Annotated in this window: 1 protein-coding gene and 1 pseudogene; both read right to left on the reverse strand. The window is 39.2% G+C overall.

All coding sequences use genetic code 11. From position 1 onward, the window contains the following. Positions 1-106: 106 nt before the first annotated feature. Positions 107-17,617: pseudogene (locus LNN34_RS12805) on the reverse strand (SDR family NAD(P)-dependent oxidoreductase); the annotation flags it as partial. Between the two features lie 211 nt (positions 17,618-17,828). Further along, positions 17,829-19,892, reverse strand: a 2,064-nt coding sequence (locus LNN34_RS12810; RefSeq protein ID WP_229043574.1) for an acyl carrier protein, incomplete at its 5' end; no start/stop codon positions are given.

Here is a 19,892-nt window from a genome sequence, read left to right on the forward strand (position 1 = left end):
CATAATCGGACTCAATCGTGTTTACGAGAAGCGGGAACTAATATAAAAGGCCGTTTATGAATACACTAACCCTTTCCCCTACAAATCGGTATTAAATTCATTTGACTTAAAGAATTGATAGTTCTTTGATACCTTTAACTAATCGGATGTTGCCCTCATAACGCACCTCTACTTCTGAATCAAAAATATCAAGCTCATTTAATAGAAGTCTTGCGTTAGAAATGTCACCTTCTTTTAAGAAACGATCTGCTTTTTGTATTTCAACTGTCCTTAAAAGAAATGCAGGATTCTCCATACGGATTGTTTTAGAAAATCCGCTTATTGCGCTGTATTCAGGAATGACCTCTTCTTTGTTATTGACAAACGTAAATAGCAGCCGGATTTTTGTTTTAATTTTCTGCTTAATCAGTGCTTGACTGAGATAAAACATCGAATAAATTCCTTGTTCCAGGTGATCATTCAAATCCTCATTTGTTTCAGCAGAACTTTCGATATCCCGATACAGTATTATCCTATCCGGCTGTAACCCATGTTCTTCGAGTTTCTGAAGCAAATTTTGATAGTCATCCTGCAACATTGGATTTATATCATACATATGCTTCGCTTTCTGCCGATAAACTTTCCCGGGATTAACCAGTATGACTTCTGATTCATCATTGTCCTGTCTAAGCTGCTCTAAAATATTCTTGTACAATTTTTCATCTTGATCAAACACGATTACTGAACCTTTTGCTTGCTGCGGGATGATTTCATCATCCCTGTTCATTTGTGACTCAGATTCACACCATTCAGTTGTATAAAGATATGTTTTAAAATCAGAATCATTGGTTTGTTTCATACTGGACTGACTTTCCTGGTCAGTCATATTAAATGCTTTTAAAGTGAACTCATCTACACATACCAATGTTTTTCCAGAACGATCGGCAATCTTAATGTCAAACTTTTGAATTGATGATTGTGAATTCTGTGCATGGCTTGAACGTGTAACATAGGCAACACAATCATTCACCAACGATTCATAAATTCTTATTTCAGTAATAGCAAATGGTAAAAGGATTACGGATTCAGACTGTACATTTCTTTCTATTAAACCAAGCACCGTTTGAAAAGCTCCGTTTAGTAATGCAGGATGAAGGACATAGTCTTTGTTCGTTTCTTCCATATCCGGTGACAGCTTTAAATACCCTAATGCTTCTGATTTATTGGAATGTATTTCTTGAATCACCTGGAAAGTGTTTCCGTTTATCAATCCGCTCGCTTTCATTGAATCATAACAATCTTGCCCATGATCAATCGTCCTGCAGCGTGCCTGTATCTGCTCAATATCTATTGAAGCTTCTCTTGCCTTTGAAACCAGACTCTCCCTAAACTCCAGCTTGCCTTCTGTACAAATGACCGGTTCATGCTCCTCTGCCTCACTTGGAATACTTATCTCAAAATCAATTGTCTGTTCGTTCGGATACAAACGAATCTCTGTATTCACTGTTTCACTTTTAACCTCAATTTGATTAGTCCAGACAATATCCTTGATCACATTTATCTGATCTTCTGTGCTCAATTCGCCAGCAATCCTTGTCATTTCCAAAATAGCTGAGCCAGGCAATACCTTTCGCTCTCCTAGCCGGTGATCTCTTAGGAAAAATTCATTTCCTGAAAAGTTGGAACAAAAGCGCTGGTTATAAAGACTTGAGAGGTTCTTATGAATAAGCGGATGAATATTCCCTTCTCCCCGATTTCCATTTTCAATTGGCATCTCAGGACTAAGTTTCACCCAATATTTTTCTCGTTCAAATGGATAAGTTGGCAGACTTATCCGCTTTGGCTTTCGATGACGGTAAAGATTATTCCAATCGAATTTGACTCCATTAACCCAATATGCACACAATTGATCGTATTGGGCACGATCGATGCAGTCCTTTACAGCTTTATTTAAGCCGTCAGCTGATGTAAAAGCATATTCAAATTTTCGTTTACCATAAACTTGGCCATAGTAAATCTCACTTTCAGTCTCATGATCCATTACGAAGGCTTTCAGCTTTTGAACGAGTGTTTCTCGTGAGTGTGCAACAAATGCAATCCGCTCCTCCATCGCTTCGCGTCCAACCTGAAGAGTATAAGCGATATCGGACAAATCGTTCTCCGAAAGGTTTTGATTCTCTATTGCATCTAAAAGGTTTTTAGCTGATATATATAACTGATCTTTAGATTTAGCTGATAAAACGATCACCGCTGGTTTCGTTGATTGCGAGTCAGCAGGTTTACTTCCCCGTTGTTCAGGTGTGTATTCCTCTAGAATAATATGAGCATTCGCTCCGCCAGCACCAAATGATGAAATTCCTGCAATTCTTGGATGTTCCTTCACCTCTCCATTAACTTCTGCAACCGGGCGCTTCCACTCCATTACTTCTTGAGGTACAAAAAACGGACTGTTTTTAAAATCTATATTTGGATTGAGCTCACTCGAATGCAGGGATGGTACAATTTTTTTATTTCTCATTTGTAGTAACACTTTTGAAATAGCTGCAATGCCAGAAGCACTTTCACAGTGTCCGATATTTGATTTCACGGATCCGATTGCAATATTGGAAGCTTTGTCACCATAAGCTTTAGTCAAAGCAGCAATTTCTATCGGATCTCCTAATGCTGTACCTGTGCCATGGGCTTCTACATAACTGATCTTATCAGGACTTATATTCGACTCTTCCAGCGCTGTACGAATCACTTCCGACTGTGCGGCAGGATTTGGTACCGTATAGCCATTGGTTTTCCCGCCATGGTTAATCGACGTTGCCTTAATCACTCCATAAATATGGTCTCCATCAGCAACGGCCTTATCCTTTGGCTTTAGAAGCAAAGCTCCGACTCCTTCACCAGGAACGTAACCATCTCCGCCCTTTCCAAAACTCACACATCTTCCATTCGTGGATGCAAATTTCCCTTGGCTGATCAGAAGATACTTATTTGGGTGACTAATCACATTAACTCCGCCTGTCACAGCTAACTCACATTCCCCATGTTTGATGGCCTGACACGCCATGTGAATCGCTACAAGCGAAGAAGAGCACATCGTATCTACGGCTAGACTCGGCCCATGAAAATCAAAGAAATATGAAACACGATTTGCTATTGATGATGGATTACCAGAAAGGACAATCGGATTCCCTACTTTCTGCTCCTGAGCAGCGTAAAGCTGATAATCTTCACTCATGACGCCAACATATACTCCCACGTTTCGGCGTACATCAGAACCCGGATTATATCCAAGTGCCTGTCTTGTATAACCTGCGTCTTCAATTGCCTCATATACACTTTGCATAAACAATCTTTCTTGAGGGTCCATGATTTCTGCGTCAGCAGGTGAAATATTGAAAAACAGCGGATCAAAACAGTCTATGTTTTTCATGAAACCGCCCCATTTCGTATAAGCTGTTCCAACATGATCCTTATCCTCATTAAAATACTTACTGTGATCCCACCTTGATAATGGAACCTCAGAAATACAGTCACGTCCATCATGCAAATTATCCCAGAATTCATTTAAGTTTTCTGCCTGAGCAAAAGCTCCTGACATACCGATAATGGCAATATCTTGGAGCGTCTCTGTCTTCTTCACATTGCTTGGCATCAAACGAGAATTTTTCCTAGCTGTAATACCTTGATTTTTCTGCTCTGCAGAAGTACTGGATTTTACAACTTCCGGCAGGTGCTCTTCAGCTGAACACCCTGTCAGTTTTGGAAATTGATCAGCGTATTTATTGACAAAATAATGAGTAATAGCATGAATACTCTGACATTCAAAGAGCAGCGTTTTCGGCAACGGTCCAAATGTTTTTTCTAACTGTTCAGTCAGCTTCATAACAAAAATCGAATCTATTCCATATATATCCAGAGGTTGTTCCTCGTCCAATTCCTGAATTGGAATGTTTAAAGCTTCTGCAAAGATCTGTTTAAAAAACATCATTGCCTTTTCATTAAAATTGCCTTCAGATTCATTTCCAGTTATCTCTTTTACTTTTTCAAAATTCCCAATAGACTCATCGGATTCAATAAATACAGAGCGGATTTTTTGAGCATATCCCTCTACAGCTATTATCTGAGACTGGTTCATTGCCAGTGATTGATAAAATAGCTTTAATCCGGTTTCAGTACGGAGACCCGTAATTCCGGTACGTTCACTCATTGCCTTTTCAAATGATTCATCCAGAAGGATTCCTCCTTCTTTCCACAAAGGCCAGTTGATAGAAATCGTTTTCCCCTTACGCTTATCTGCATTCACCAAATCTTCCCTGTATGCGGCAAATGCATCTATAAAAGCATTTGCTGCCGCATAGTCAGCTTGGCCTACATTACCTGTTATTCCTGACAGAGAAGAACATAGCACAAAGAAATCAAGTTCCATCTCTCGACTTGCCAAATCAAGATTTATTGTTCCTTGAACCTTTGGAGAAAGAACAGCTGACAGCTCTTTTTTTGTCTTTTTGTATATAAAATTATCCATAACCAGACCTGCAGAATGAATAATTCCATTTATTTCTCCAAAATCCTGATGGATCCCCTCTAATAGATTCACCATGGATCCCTCCACACTGACATCAGCCTGTCTATAAACTACTTTCACCTGATGATTGCTTAATTCGTTCAACACAGCCTGTTTATCTTCAGTTAGAGGAGACCTTCCAGTAAGCACAACAACGGCATTCTTAACCTGATGAGTGATTTCCCTTGCAAATATCAGCCCCAGACCGCCCATACCTCCGGTTATTAAATAGACACCGCCATTTTTCCACACGTTTGTCTGCGTTCCTGCCGGATAATTGAAACATTCCTCCATTTTCAAGGTGAATCGTTTTCCGTTCTCATACAATACAGAGTGATCAAGGCTGTATTTCGCATTCTCAGTCAATTTTTCAGCAAGAATACCTGCATCATTATCATCCTTGATCCCTATCACCTGACCATGGATATTCGGATTCTCAAGATGTGCTGTTTTAAGCAAACCTGCTAATCCCATAAGCAGGTATCGGTCATTTGTAACCGATACTGCGACCTGTATCAATACTTGATCCTGAGACTGACAGCTTATCTCATTTTTCACGGTTTCAAATAAGTCCAATGCATATTGGGTAAATCGCTTCGCTATGCTTTCAGATTGACTCTTTAACGTAATAATATGGCAATCCTTACATTCAGAATTGAATATGCTGCCCACTTTCTCATTCACATCACACAGTATAACTATCCGTTTGGAGTACTTGTAAGATGCCTCCGCTTTTTCTATGTTTGTCACTTCCCATTTTGGGGTAAATGTAAGAGGTGTGACATTTTCGGCTATAGATGGTTTCTCAGATAAACTGTTACGATCGCCCTTTTTAACAGCGCGAAAATATATATCTTCAATCTTAACGCAAATATTTCCAGTTGAATCAAATAGATCAATATCTAAATACTCTCCATCATTCTCGATAACCTGATTATGACTGGGACGTAAGTTCACCCACATCGAAGGAGAACAACCTTTGTAAACAGTAAGCTTCTTAATCATGAAGGGAAGTCTAGGCGTTGCTGAATCGTCTCCTGTGGATACGCGCTGTCCTCTGAACATGTGAACAGCATCCTCTTCTATACCAATGGCAGCTTGTAACGCAGAGTCCATTATACATGGATGCAGAGTATATTCTGATACAGTCTCTGCTAACGAATCTGACATCTTTAAATGGGCAAGAACTTGGCTCTCCCCAAGGTCTAAGAACTCAATGCCCCTTTGTCGAAGGCCATAATCAATTCCAATTGATTTAAAATGATCATAAATCTTTTCCGATTCAATTCGTTCTAGACAGCACTGACTTCTTATCTCGTCAACTTCAACTTTGGGAATTTCATTGTTTTGATTAAGACTTGCATACCCTTTACAATACAGAATCTGATCAGAATCATTGTCTTCTGATAGGCTGTAAACCCTGAATGCTATTTCACCATTTTCTTCAAGATCTAGTTCAATATGAATTTGAACCGGACGATGATCAATAATTACCGGTTGGATCCAGACTATATCTTTAAACTGAATCACATGCGTTTCATCTGAATTTAAAGCATTACTGATCGAGGCATAGACCATTTCTATATAGGCCGCTGCCGGCATCGTCTTTCTTCCATTCACCAAATGATCAGAGAAGAAGGTTTCCCTGCCCGTAAAAACAGAACTGTACCTCTGCTGATTAAAATCTGACGTATTGTGATGTACAAGAGGATGAATAACATGATGACTATTCACGGCCAATTCATATTCCTGAGATTGAGTCTCTTCGTTTGGTATCCAATAAGATTCCTTGGCAAACGGATAGGTTGGGAGACTTATTCTTCTAAACTTTTTGTCTGAATAGAATTTACCCCATTCTATATTTAGACCTTTAACCCATAGCTCAAGAATTTTTTCATTTTCACCCTGTATGAACCATTTACCCAACACGCTCTGAAATTCTTTATCAGAATCCAAAACGTTTAGCACATTATTAATCCTTTTCGCTTTTCCTCTATAATAGTCCCCTGAACCTTGCAGAAAATCAGTTAGTTTTTGATTTAATTCTGAGATTGAGGTAACCGTAAACGCAAGACGTTCTTCCATTGCCTCACGTCCAACCTGAAGGGTATAAGCGATATTCTTCAACTCTGCATCGGAAGGCAATCTTTTTTGATTCCATGAAATGAACTGCTTTACTTGTTCCTTTAGCTGCTCTTCTTTTCTAGCAGAAAGAGTAATCATGATTGGTTCATTGTTTTGTTGATCAGAATTGAATTCGACTGAACTTTCAGGGATATATTCTTCTACAATCACGTGAGCATTTGAACCTCCTGCACCAAAAGCTGAGATCCCTGCGATTCTAGGATATTCCTTTGTTTCACCATTTTCTTCAATCATTGGACGCTTCCACTCAGTTAATCCTTGGGATACAATAAATGGACTATTCACAAAGTCTATATCGGGATTCAGCTCAGCAGAATGTAAGGATGGAACAATCAGCTTGTTTTCCATTTGCAGAAGAACTTTTGTCAGACCCGCGATCCCTGCTGCACTCTCACAATGGCCGATATTGGATTTAGCAGATCCTATAAGACAGAACTGCTTGTCCTTTGTCTGTTCTCCAAATGCTTTATTTAAGCCAGATATCTCTATTGGATCTCCTAAAGAAGTTCCCGTACCATGAGCTTCGATATAACTGATTGTTCTTGCGTTCACTCCCGATTTTTTAAAAGCTTTTTTAATTAAACTCGCCTGTGCACGCGGATTTGGGACCGTATATCCATTTGTTTTTCCACCGTGATTAAGAGCAGTCCCTTTGATTACTCCGTAAATATGATCTCCATCTGCAATTGCCTTTGCCTTAGGCTTAAGGATGACTGCTCCTACCCCTTCCCCTGGTGTATAGCCGTCTCCGCCTTTTCCAAAGCTTTCGCATCTTCCCTTACTTGACATAAATCTGTTTTGTCCAAGCATTAGAAACTTATTTGGATGAAGCGAGAGATTTACTCCACCTGCAATGGCGGCCTCACATTCACCAAACAAAATACTCTGACATGCCAGATGAATGGATACCAATGATGAAGAGCACATAGTATCAATCGCCATACTTGGTCCGTGGAAACCACATGCATAAGAAACTCGATTTGCAATCGAAGCAGGACTTCCATTTAATGTATACCTATTTCCTCTAGCCTGCGCTTGTGCGCCATATAATTGATACTCTTCATACATTACGCCTACAAAGACACCAACATTGGATTCCAATCCATATTCCTTGCCTTTTCCAAGAGTGTGTCTTGTATATCCTGCATCTTCAATGGCATTGTATGCGCATTGTAAGAATAGTCTTTCCTGAGGGTCTAAGGCTTGAGCATCCTTTGGCGAGATATTAAAAAATAGCGGATCGAACTCATCGACACCATTAATAAAACCGCCCCATTTAGCATAAGTTTTGTCTGACTTACTCTTGTCTTTATCATAGTAAATACTATGATCCCAGCGGTCTTTTGGAATTTCAGTAATACAATCTTTGCCGTTCTTCAAGTTGATCCAAAATTCTCCAATGTGATCTGCCTGCGGATACTTTCCTGCAAGTCCGATAATGGCGATTTCTTCTCTACTATCATGATGATCATTTATTTCTTTCATTTCAGTAACGGCTCGAGTTTCGTTCTTTTCTTTCCATCTCCAGCCTTTAGCTTTTCTTCCGCCATTACGTTGTTTTTCACTAGCAGAAGGATTATTACACAACGGTATGGCCTCTGGATCCTTTTTCTTAATACCCAGCATTGCTATTATTTCGTTTGGATAAGCTTCAGAAAAATACTCTGCTAATTCCATTAAACTTTGATATTCAAAGAACAGCGTTTTAGGCAATACTCCAAATGTTTTTTCTAACTCATTTGTGAGCTGAATAACCATGGTCGAATTTATCCCATATGTTTCTAAAGGAACACGTGAATCAATCCGTTCAACGTCAAGCTTCAACTCAGATGAAAGAAGATGCTTTAACGCAACTGCAAACTTATCTTTTAGCCTGTTTTGATCATCACTCTGTTCTTCCTGCTTTAAGTCCCCACTATCAAATTCATATACTGGCAAGCTGTTAAATAAATAACTGTTGAGTTTTTCAGTACTCCCTTCAAGTGCCAAAATCTGAGACTCTCCGCTTGATATGCTCTCATATAATAGCTCGATTCCCGTTGCAGTATGCATCGGAATAAGACCAGTAACTTCCTGGATCGCCTTTTCCATTTCTATACTGATTTTCATTCCGCCTTCACGCCATAACGGCCAGTTAATGGAAACAGTGTGTCCGTAGCGTTTCCCTTCTGCTCCCAGACCATTTCTATATGCAGCAAACTGATCCATAAAGGCATTTGCAACTGCATAATCAGCCTGTCCTATGTTTCCTGTCACTGCCGCCATTGATGAAAAAATAATAAACAGATCTAATGGTACGTCTTTCGTTGCCTGGTCAAGGTTATAGATTCCAGAAACTTTTGGCGCCAAAACATCACGGAGTTCTGTTTCATTTTTCTTTATAATAAAATGGTCACGGATTATTCCAGAACAATGAATCACTCCATTGATATCACCAAACTCTTCTACCGTTCCTTGAATCAACCCATTCACCTGTTGCTTGTCAGCCACATCCGCTTGTCGGTATATGACTCTGACACCATCTCTCTCCAATTTTCTAATCTGCCTTCTATTATCCTCTGTTAAGGATGAACGTCCAACTAAGACTAGGGTGACGTTTTTCCCTTTATTGGCTATTTCATTGGCAAGTATAAGCCCTAAACCACCTGCTCCCCCAGTGATAAGATATACTCCGCCATCCTTCCAGCAAATACGAGGCTCTGATCGAACTTCTACTTTCGTTAGTTCAGAAACAAAGCGGCCATTTTCTGTATATCGTACTTGTTGATCGACAGGATCTGTACCGCTCTCTTCTAAGCGTCTGCATAACTCAGCTATGCTGCATTCCTTTTGTGATTCAATCAACTGGCAAATCATATTGTGATTTTCAAGTTGTACCGTCTTTAAGAAGCCCGAGAAACCTGCTAAAACCTTATTTTCAGACTCTGTCACAATAAAGAGCTGAGTGAGTATTTGTTCTTTATACAACATCTGAGAAGACAGTTTTTTTACTTCTTTGAGCAGTTGGACGGTATAATCTGTAAATTTATCCGCAATATTTTGAGCATTAGATCGCAAAGCAATACATTTTGTGTCCTGTAAGCAGAGCTCTACATCTTGAATAAACTTTTCCTCAGGCTCACAAAGAATAACCAGTCTCCTACTAAATGAACCTCTCTTCGAGTTGGCAGTCACACTCTTTTCCGTCCATTTTTTAGAAAACATGATTTGTTCACTTAAAAAATCACTCTTTTCAGACCCGGCTTTATATGTTTTAAAAGCAATTTGGCTGATTCTAATGCAGACATTTCCCTGTAAATCACAAAGATCAATATTCAGTTTCTGCATTTTATCTTTTGACTTACTCTGTTTGTCCTTCCTGATATAGGCCAACATTTGAGAAGAGCAGTCTTTTAGAATCTCAATTTCATTTACTGCAAACGGCAGTTTTACCTCTTGGCTCTTCTCCGTATCTGATAATATCGTTCCCAGCATCTTATCATCGGATAGAGAAAAAGCGATCGTTGCCTGCAATGCTGCATCTAAAAGACTAGGATGTAATGTATATTGGGAACTGTTTACCAGCACTTTTTTCGGAATTGATAGTTCTGCGATGATCTCGTCCTCTCCAATATATACTGACTCTATTCCTTTATGTGATGGACCATAACTAATGCCTATGCTTTCGAACAGCTGATAGAACGACTCACCACTTACTTTAGACGCACCGCATTTTGACATAATGCCATCAATATCCACTCTTGATTCAGTTGCATCTTGATCTATCAGCACGCTTCCCTGGCAATGAACTGTTTCCTCACTTGCATTATCCGTCTGACTATAAATCGCAAATTTGATTTCACCGGAATCTTCGGGTTCAAGTGAAATGTGAAGAGCTGCCGCCCCGCTCGTCACCTCAAATGGTCTTTGCCAAACCACATTATGAATGTGTATCACTGTTTCATTCTGATCAGCAACTTCAAGTGCAGATTCCACAGCCATCCAGGCCATTTCAAGATATACAACACCCGGCAGAACCTTTTTACCATTAATGACATGATCCTTTAAGAAAAACTCTTGTCCATTAAACACTGTGCTATAACGTAATTCATATACGTTAGAGGTGTTCTTGATGACTAGCGGATGCATTTCTTCAACAGATATATGCCTGCTATTTAAACTTTCTAACATTCCCTTCGGCCAATACCGTTCTTTTGCAAATGGATAAGCAGGCAGTGATATGCGATATGGTTTACTCTCCTTATAAAACTGATTCCAATCTATTTCCTTTCCCGTAACCCACAACTCGGCAATTTTGCCAAGCTCATTTGTTTCAATAAGACTTGAAACAGTTTTTGCGCAAGTTTTTTCACCAATTGTCGATTTAATTTTCTGCTTAGCATCAAGAATGTTCCCTTTATAAAATTGATCTTGATTCTCATTTTTTCCATTTATAAATAAGGTAAGCTTTCTGACCAGCTCATTACTATTTTTTGCGATAATCGCTAATCTTTCTTCCATCGCTTCTCTTCCCACTTGTAAGGTATAGGCAATAGAAGGTAGGTCAGCAAAAATCCCCTTTGATATACTTCCAGATTCTATATCTTGCGGCAGCAACTCGCTTATATATCCGGCAATCGAATGAATCGAAGAAGTGAGATTAAATACTGAATCAGGAAGATAGATTTCCAGTTCCTTCTCAATTTCGTTTTTTAACCTCATGGACTGGACAAAATCAAATCCATATTCATCTAATTCGATTTTTGCATCGATATTCGTTTCTTTTATTCCTAATATATTTGCAGAAATACAGGTGATCTTATTTCGGATATCATCAAATATCAGATTCTCACCTGATGTCCCAGACTGTTTCTTTTGCTGTATACCGTTTTTCTTTTGCAAATACTCAATTAGTAATTTTGCATATTCTCTTAATCTCTCTTCATTTCGAGCTGAAAGAACAAATAACATTGGAGTGTGATCGCTTACTGTAGGTGATCCATGTAAAGACTTGTATTCTTCAACGATAACATGTGCATTCGCACCGCCTGCACCAAATGAACTAATTCCGGCCCTTCTTGGCACTTTCGTTTCTTTTCCGTCCTTAAAGATCACCGGCTCATCCCAATACTCAAGTTTCTGCTGTATATAAAATGGAGTTTTCTTAAAATTAATGTTCGGATTAAGGTTTTCCGAGTGAATGGACGGAACCAACTGGTGATTTTCCATTTGCAGCAGCACTTTTGTTAACGCCGCAATTCCTGATGCAGATTCCAGGTGTCCAATATTTGATTTTACTGATCCTACCGAACAAAACTGCGTTTCAGTCGTTTGCTTCCCAAAAGATTTTGTCAAGCCGGTAACTTCAATTGGATCTCCTAGAGCAGTACCCGTCCCATGCGATTCAATGTAGCTGATTGTTCGTGCATTAATATTTGCCTTTTGCAGAACATCTTCAATTAAATCCCCTTGGGCATTTGGATTTGGCACTGTAAATCCGCTTGTTTTGCCGCCGGAATTAATAGAGCTGCCCTTTATAACTCCATAAATATGGTCTCTGTCTTTCACGGCTTTCTCTAAAGGTTTTAATAAAACAGCTCCCACCCCTTCGCCGGGAACATATCCATCACCGCCCTCACCAAAGCTTCTGCAACGGCCATCACTTGAAGCAAACTTGCCCATACTCAGCATAATATGTTTATTAGGATGCAAGGTAAGATTTACACCGCCCGCAATCACTAAATCACTTTCTCCATTTTTAATGCTTTCACATCCGAGGTGAAGGGCAGTTAATGAAGAAGAGCACATGGTATCAACAGCCATACTTGGTCCAGTGAAATTACAGAAGTAGGATACCTGGTTGGCAATAGAAGCAAAAGACGAACCTATGGGCACCCTTTTCCCTTTTACCTCACCTTCAAAAAGCTGATACATGCCATACATTACACCAACAAATACTCCAACCTTATCCTTTTCCAATAAGGCCCTTGTATAGCCAGCATCCTCAATAGCCTGCCAAGCGGTTTGCATAAAAAGTCTAGCCTGAGGATCCATCTGTTCTGCTTCAATAGGTGGAATATTAAAGAAAAGCGGATCAAACATAGAGACGTCATTGATAAATCCGCCCCATTTACTATATGCCTTCCCAATCCTTTGTTTATCGGCATCAAAATATTTTCGGTAGTCCCATCTATCCTTAGGTATTTCTGAGATGCAATCTTTTCCATTCTTTAGGTTTTCCCAGAACTGTTCAAGATTATCTGCCATCGGGTAACGCCCGCTTACCCCAATAATTGCTATGTCTCCTATATCCTTCTTGACCGTTGTTTCAGATGTTAAAAAACGAGATCTCTTTCTTTTTTTCAGTGCTGACTCATCTGAATCTTCACTTATATTTTCCTCAGCGAGACGGCTTCCTTTATCCGTTTTTGAAGGTTTTCCAAACATGTTAATAATTTTTTCAGAATAATGATTTAGGAAGTAGTCTGTTAATTCCTTTAGATTACGGTATTCATAGAATAATGTTTTTGACAGTTCACCAAATGACTTTTCAAGGACACGAGTAAGACTCATAATAAGGATTGAGTCAATCCCATAGATTTCAAACGGCTCCAAAACATTAATCTTTTCCGCATCGATTTTAGTTTTTCCCGATAATACTTCTCTTAAAAATTCCTCTGTCTCTTCTCTGAACGTTTCAACTTCAGAAATATTTTCATTTTCTATAATGAGAGAATCAGTGATTGAAACTTTATCAGCCTCACCATTTAATACATCCACAAACCGCTTCACTTGATTTATTTTACCCTTCACTAAAACTAACTGAGAGGCGTTTAGGCATAATCCATCTTCAAACGCTCTGATACCCTCTTCTATTTCTAACGGAATAAGCCCGCTTTTCTCTTCCATCGCCTTTCTTGATTCAAAGTCGATACCCATTCCTCCGCTTATCCAAAACGGCCAATTGATTGAAATTGTTTTTCCATAACGTTTCCCTTGAATACGCATATTTTCTCTATTTTCAGCGAAATGATCCATATAACAGTTCGCATAACTATAATCACATTGACCAATATTTCCAAACATGGAAGCAAGGGAAGAGAACATAGCAAAAAAGTCAAGATGCTCATCCTTTAAAATTTCATCTAAAAACCTGGTTCCGTATACCTTTGCTGCCAATACCACTGACATTTCCTCAGGTGTTTTATTCCAGAATAGAGAGTCCTTCAGAACACCAGCAGCATGAATGACGCCATCTATTTTATGAAATCTGCCTTTAGCTTTAGAGACAAGTTCGGCTGTTTCTTGTCGATTTGAAATATCCGCTTTAATATAGAGCACTTCAGAGCCGCGAGCTTCCAGCTCTTTAATCCTAGCCCGCTCATCAGCGTCCGGCTTTCTGCGTCCTGTTAGAATTAGTTTTGCCTTCACCTTCTCACTTAAATAACGTGCAAAGATAATTCCAAGGCCTCCAAGGCCACCTGTAATCATATAAACACCATTATTTTTGATAAGAGCGGAATCAGACATATCCTTCTTTTTATCTAATGCTCGGATTTTCTTAACCCATCTTTTCTTTCCATCATGACGAACGTCACGACGTTCGTCCTCTATATCAAATTCCCCTAATAATATTTCTGAAAGTACTGAGATACTTATAGCAGCATCCTTTAATTCAACAGTCTTATAGTCGAACAACTGATTTTCCATTTGTAATGTTCTAAAAAATCCGCTCATTGCACCCTGTTCCGGTGTCTGATTTTTCATAGCAGCCTTATAAACGTATAACAGCTGTATCTTGCTATTCGTTTTTTGAGCCATTAACGCTTGAGTTAGCGCCAGCATTGAATATACGCCGCGTTCTAATCTTTCATCAAGCTGATTCTGTTTACTAATGGAGTCATCACAAGGCCAATTGTAGATGATTCTACCAGGTATAATCCCTTTATCTCTCAGCGCCTGTAACAAGACTTCAAATCCATCCGTATTAGACGGATTCATGACGAAAGTTTGTTGATCAATTACTCTATGCTTTACCCCCGGTTTTACAAGAATAACTGTGTCGTTAATTTTATTTTCCAAAGCCTTGCGAAGATCATTATTCATGTCGAAAAGGAGTAAAGCACCCTCAGCTCCGGATTTTTTCAGGCTTGTACTGCTATTAGCTTTCTCAGCTTCCCATACATGCTTGAAATACAAAGCTGATACTTGATCTGCTGATTGCAGTTCATTTGGAACCGCTTTGTCATTCTTAACAGAATTCTTTTTTTCTTGAATCGGCTTCACATTAAAGTCATTTATCACAGCTGAAATATTTCCTAAATCATCTGTAACAGTAATATCAAAGCTCTTTATTAAGCGACCTTGCGTATCATTATGTCTCTCCGTCTTAACAGCAGTTGTGTATACATAACCGGTTTCGGTCAGAGAAGAATGGATAGTGATTTTCCCCAGAGAGAAAGGAAGATAAACCTTATTCTCTTGCTCATTCTGTAGGAATATAGAGATTGTCTGTAATGCTCCGTCCAGCAAACCTGGATGTAAGCAATATTCTTTGGTCTCTTCCTTACTAGATGGGACATTTAATTTGATTCGTGCTAAAACTTCATTTTCGTTATAGGCTATTTCTTCTAGAGTCTGAAAGCGGGGACCATATACAAGCCCGTTATTCTTTACTGCTTCATAATTCTCTTTTGATTCAATCATCAACTGACAAGAGGATTTATATGCTTCAATATTTAATCGCTCTAATTGATCATTCTCTTTGTTTTTATATTCTATTGTTCCCTCTGCACACAAAATTTCTTCATCACTGTTTTCTGCGGATTCATCAGGAATACTTAGCTCAAAAGCAGCCTGATCCCCTTCTGGATATAGACGGATGTAAACAGTTTGCCCGTCTTCATTTACCTTTATGGGATAGACCCAGGAAATGTTGCTGATACTAGAAACCTGTTTTCCCCCAGATATTTCCCCAGCCGCTCTGGCCATTTCTAACATGGCTGCAGCAGGAAATATTTTGCTGTTTTGAACCATATGATCTTTAAGAAAGAACTCTTGTCCAGTAAAAACCGAGCGGAAACACTGCTCTGAAAAGTCTGAGACATTCTCATGCAATAATGGGTGCAGCACATTCATAACAACCCTCTCTTGGTGAGTATTGCGCGCTCTTTGCTGCAGCCAATGGACTTCCTTTTCAAATGGATAAGCAGGCAGAGGAATTCTTCTTGGTTTTACTGCATACTCCCTCTCCCAATCTACTGTTTCCCCAGCAATCCACCGATTAGCTAACACATTATACTTACAGGCTGATCTATCTTTATAAACCTCTTTCTCAGCAATGTCCTGCTTATCAACTTTATTACGTATTTTATTTCTCGTTATGCCGCCCCTTAAAATTTCTGTACCATTCGCTCCATTTCGAAGAAAAATTGAGAGTTTGCTGGATAAATCATGTAGACCAGAAGTAAGGATTGCTAATCGTTCGTCCATTGATTCCCGCCCGATCTGTAATGTATACAGGAAATTAGCAATATCTAATTCAGGGTTTGCCTCAAGATAATCTTTCATGTTTTTCACATAGATATTCAGCTGTGTCTCATTTTTCGCTGAAAGGACAAATATTCCCGGACTGTTACTGGATATTTCCATCTTCTTTTTGTGGTTTCCAGCCTGATGATTTGACATATCATATTCTTCAATCACTGCATGAGCATTGGTCCCGCTATATCCAAAAGAGCTAATACTCGCACGACGGGGATACCCATTAATTGTATTCCATTCATTCGTTTCTCGATTGATATAAAAAGGTGAACGATTGAAATCAAAATGTTCGTTTGGCGTGTTTACGTGTAAGGTAGGCACTAATTTTTTATGTTTCATAGATAACAATATTTTATGAATTCCCGCCATAGCAGCCGCTGCAGAAGTATGACCAATGTTACTTTTCACCGAACCTATGGCACAATAATTCTTTGCATCTTTTTTTTCACTGAATGCAGTGGACAGTGCTTCCAGTTCAATCGGATCACCTAACTTTGTACCCGTTCCATGCATTTCAGCATAACTTATACTTTCAGGATCTATATTGTATCTGTCATACATATCACGGACTAACTCAATCTGACTTCCGAGATTTGGTGCCGTTATCCCATTAGTCTTTCCATCCTGATTGATAGCAGAACCGATAATAACTCCGTATATATAGTCTCCTGCATCCTGAGCATCCTTTAGCCTTTTTAGAACAACTGCTCCGACACCTTCCCCTGGCACAAATCCGTTTGCACTATTATCAAATGCTTTGCACTGACCATCTGCAGACAACATTCCGGCCGAACACATACTAATATAAGATTCTGGTGTTAAATACAAACTGACCCCGCCAGCCAATGCCATATCGATTTCACCACGTAGCAGTGCCTGAATCGCCAAATGTGTACTGACAAGTGAAGATGAACAAGCCGTATCGATAGAAATGGCTGGTCCCTTTAAATTGAGATAATAGGCGATTCGGGCAGCGCCAATTGCATTACTATGTGCCGTTACACTTGAGTTCTCGCTACTCTGCTGGCTTTGAATGTTATATTCGCCATTTACAATACCCAAGTACACACCGCACTTTTTGTGATTCAACGCACTACGACTATATCCGGCATCTTCAAAAGCTCTATATCCCTCTTGTAAAAAGAGGCGATGCTGCGGATCCATCATTTCAGCCTCAGACGGCGGGATTTCAAAAAATAGAGAGTCAAAACAATCAACATCTTCGAGCATTCCCATCCATTTACAGTATATACTTCCCTCTTTTGAAATTTCAGGGTCATAATACTCGCTCATATCCCATCGGGACTCTGGAATTTCTTTTATTGCACTTTTCCCATTAGACAAAACTCCCCAAAACTGATTAATATTTTCCGAATCAGGATAACGACCTGATATCCCTATGATTGCTATCCTTTCATCCTGTTCAGAAAAATTGCCTCCAGAGTTTTCAGCTTCATATATTTTAGAATTTAGATTACTTATATTCTTATTGGAATCCTCAGAAACTATATTTGGTTTATCTTCATCAAAGCTGGAATTAAATTCTTGCAGTTTTTTTTTAGCCTCTTCTGGCGTTATTTTTTTCTCATTCAACGCTTTTAGAATATCTTTTAATTCCATGTTGTCATCCCTTCTTCCGGTTCGTCCCTATCAGCTTCTCCGCATAATTAATATCAACTTCCCCTTGATATACTTGCCATAGTAATTCCTCAACATCATCGCCTTCTTGGCTTTTATTCATACTTTCAAGTACTTCGTACAGATATCTCGTAAAATCCGCTAGTGTTGGATACTGGTAAATCTTTGTCATACTTATTGATATTTTGAATTTCTGGTTTACAGCGCGAATCCATTCAACACCTATGATTGAGTCAAGTCCAAGCTCTGTAAAGCTTGCTTCTGGTTCGACTTCCTTCACATCCATGTATAGTTCCCTTGCTAAACTTTCCGTTAATTCAGTGAGCAACTCTTTCATAAATAATCTTGAATTTATCTGGCTTGTTGTTGCTGTTCCTTCTTCCTCGGTTGGTTCTGAAAACGATTGTTGAATGGTTGTTTTTACCCGATCCTCTTTTTCCGTACATTTCGGCAGCCTGGATAACGACTTAGGAGATTTCTCTTCCTGATTTTCACTGCATTCCTGTGCTCCTGTCATCTTTTCGATTACATCGTAAAGATATGTCACAAATTCCATAAGTGTTGGATACTGATAAACCTTTGTCATACTTATTGATGTTTTGAATTTTTTATTTACATCACGAATCCATTCAACTCCGATGATTGAGTCAAGCCCCAGCTCTGTAAAACTTCTGTCTGTCTCAATATCCTCAACATCCATATACAGTTCCTTTGCTAAACTTTCCGTTAGTTCATTCAGCAGTTCTTCTGCAGAAAGCCCTGTGCTTATCTGATTACTACTCTGTACCGCAAAGTTCTTATGTGAAGATAACGGGTGCAGGGTGTCTGTCTTTGCTGGTTCCACTTTTCCCGTAATATCCGACAACCTCACTAACGGCTTAAGAGTTTTCGCTTCCCGTTTTTCACTGATGTTTTTAGGCACTTCTTCTGCCTCTGTCGTTTCTTTGAGCACATCGGAAAAATATTTCGTAAATTCCATAAGTGTCGGGTACTGGTAAATTTTCGTCGTACTTATTGAAGTTTTGAATTTTTTGTTTATCGTACGAATCCATTCAATGCCAATGATCGAGTCAAGTCCCAGCTCTATAAAACTTCTGTCTGCCTCAATGTCCACGACATCCGTATACAGCTCTTCCGCTAAACTCTCCATTAATTCATCCAGCAGCTCTTGTACAGATAGCCCTGGACTTTTGCCATAATCCGGATCCGATAAAGGTTGCAGAATGTTCGTTTTTGTTTCCTCTTCTTCAGAAATACTAGGTAACTGCATCAACGGTTTTAACCTTACATTTTTCGGTTTTTCATAAGCTGTTTCAGCAGTTGCAACGATTTCAACAGGTACATCCAATTCTTCTGTTAAGATTATTTTTGACGCTTTTATTTTATCGAGTGTCCCCGTTCTTTTACTGGTTTCCTCTGCTTGATTCATGTTAACCATTGTGATCTGCTCTCGGGCAATTGCTTTAATGTTATCCTTTGGTATTGCCGTTTCCTCGTTGCTCTGGTGAATTCTATTGACTTTTTTATGGACCCAGTAATGCTTTTTGCCAAACGGATAGGTCGGTAAATTGACTCTATTAAGTTTTTCAATATTAAATATTTTCTCGCAGGATACTTCATAACCCAAACAGTACAACTCAGCCAAAGCGCACAGACTTTCTTTATACTTATTCGAATTTTCTTCATCCACATGGCTCTGCTTTATTAAATCCTTCACCGCTTTACTGAGACCGGTCTGAGCTATAAAGTGTCTTGACACTCTTCCTTTAAATAGATCCGGCAGTATTTCGTTCCCTTCAGCTTGTCTGAGTACTCGGACTGCATCTTCCGTGTCTTTGATCACAACGGCACAGCGATGATCGAAGTGATGTCTTCCTTCCATTAGGGTATAGCTGATTTCGGGTAATTCTCCTTCAATCGACTTGTTTTCCTCAAAGAATTCTATCAGATCAAAGATTCTTTGCTGTAATGCTTCAGATGTTTTAGCGGACAAGGCAAGCAAATAATATGGTTTGTCGTTCTGAGTGTTTTCCTTCTCTCTTACAGTACT

It is taken from the genome of Bacillus sp. AF23 (assembly GCF_020861455.1).
GTDB lineage: Bacteria > Bacillota > Bacilli > Bacillales > Bacillaceae > Bacillus > Bacillus halotolerans.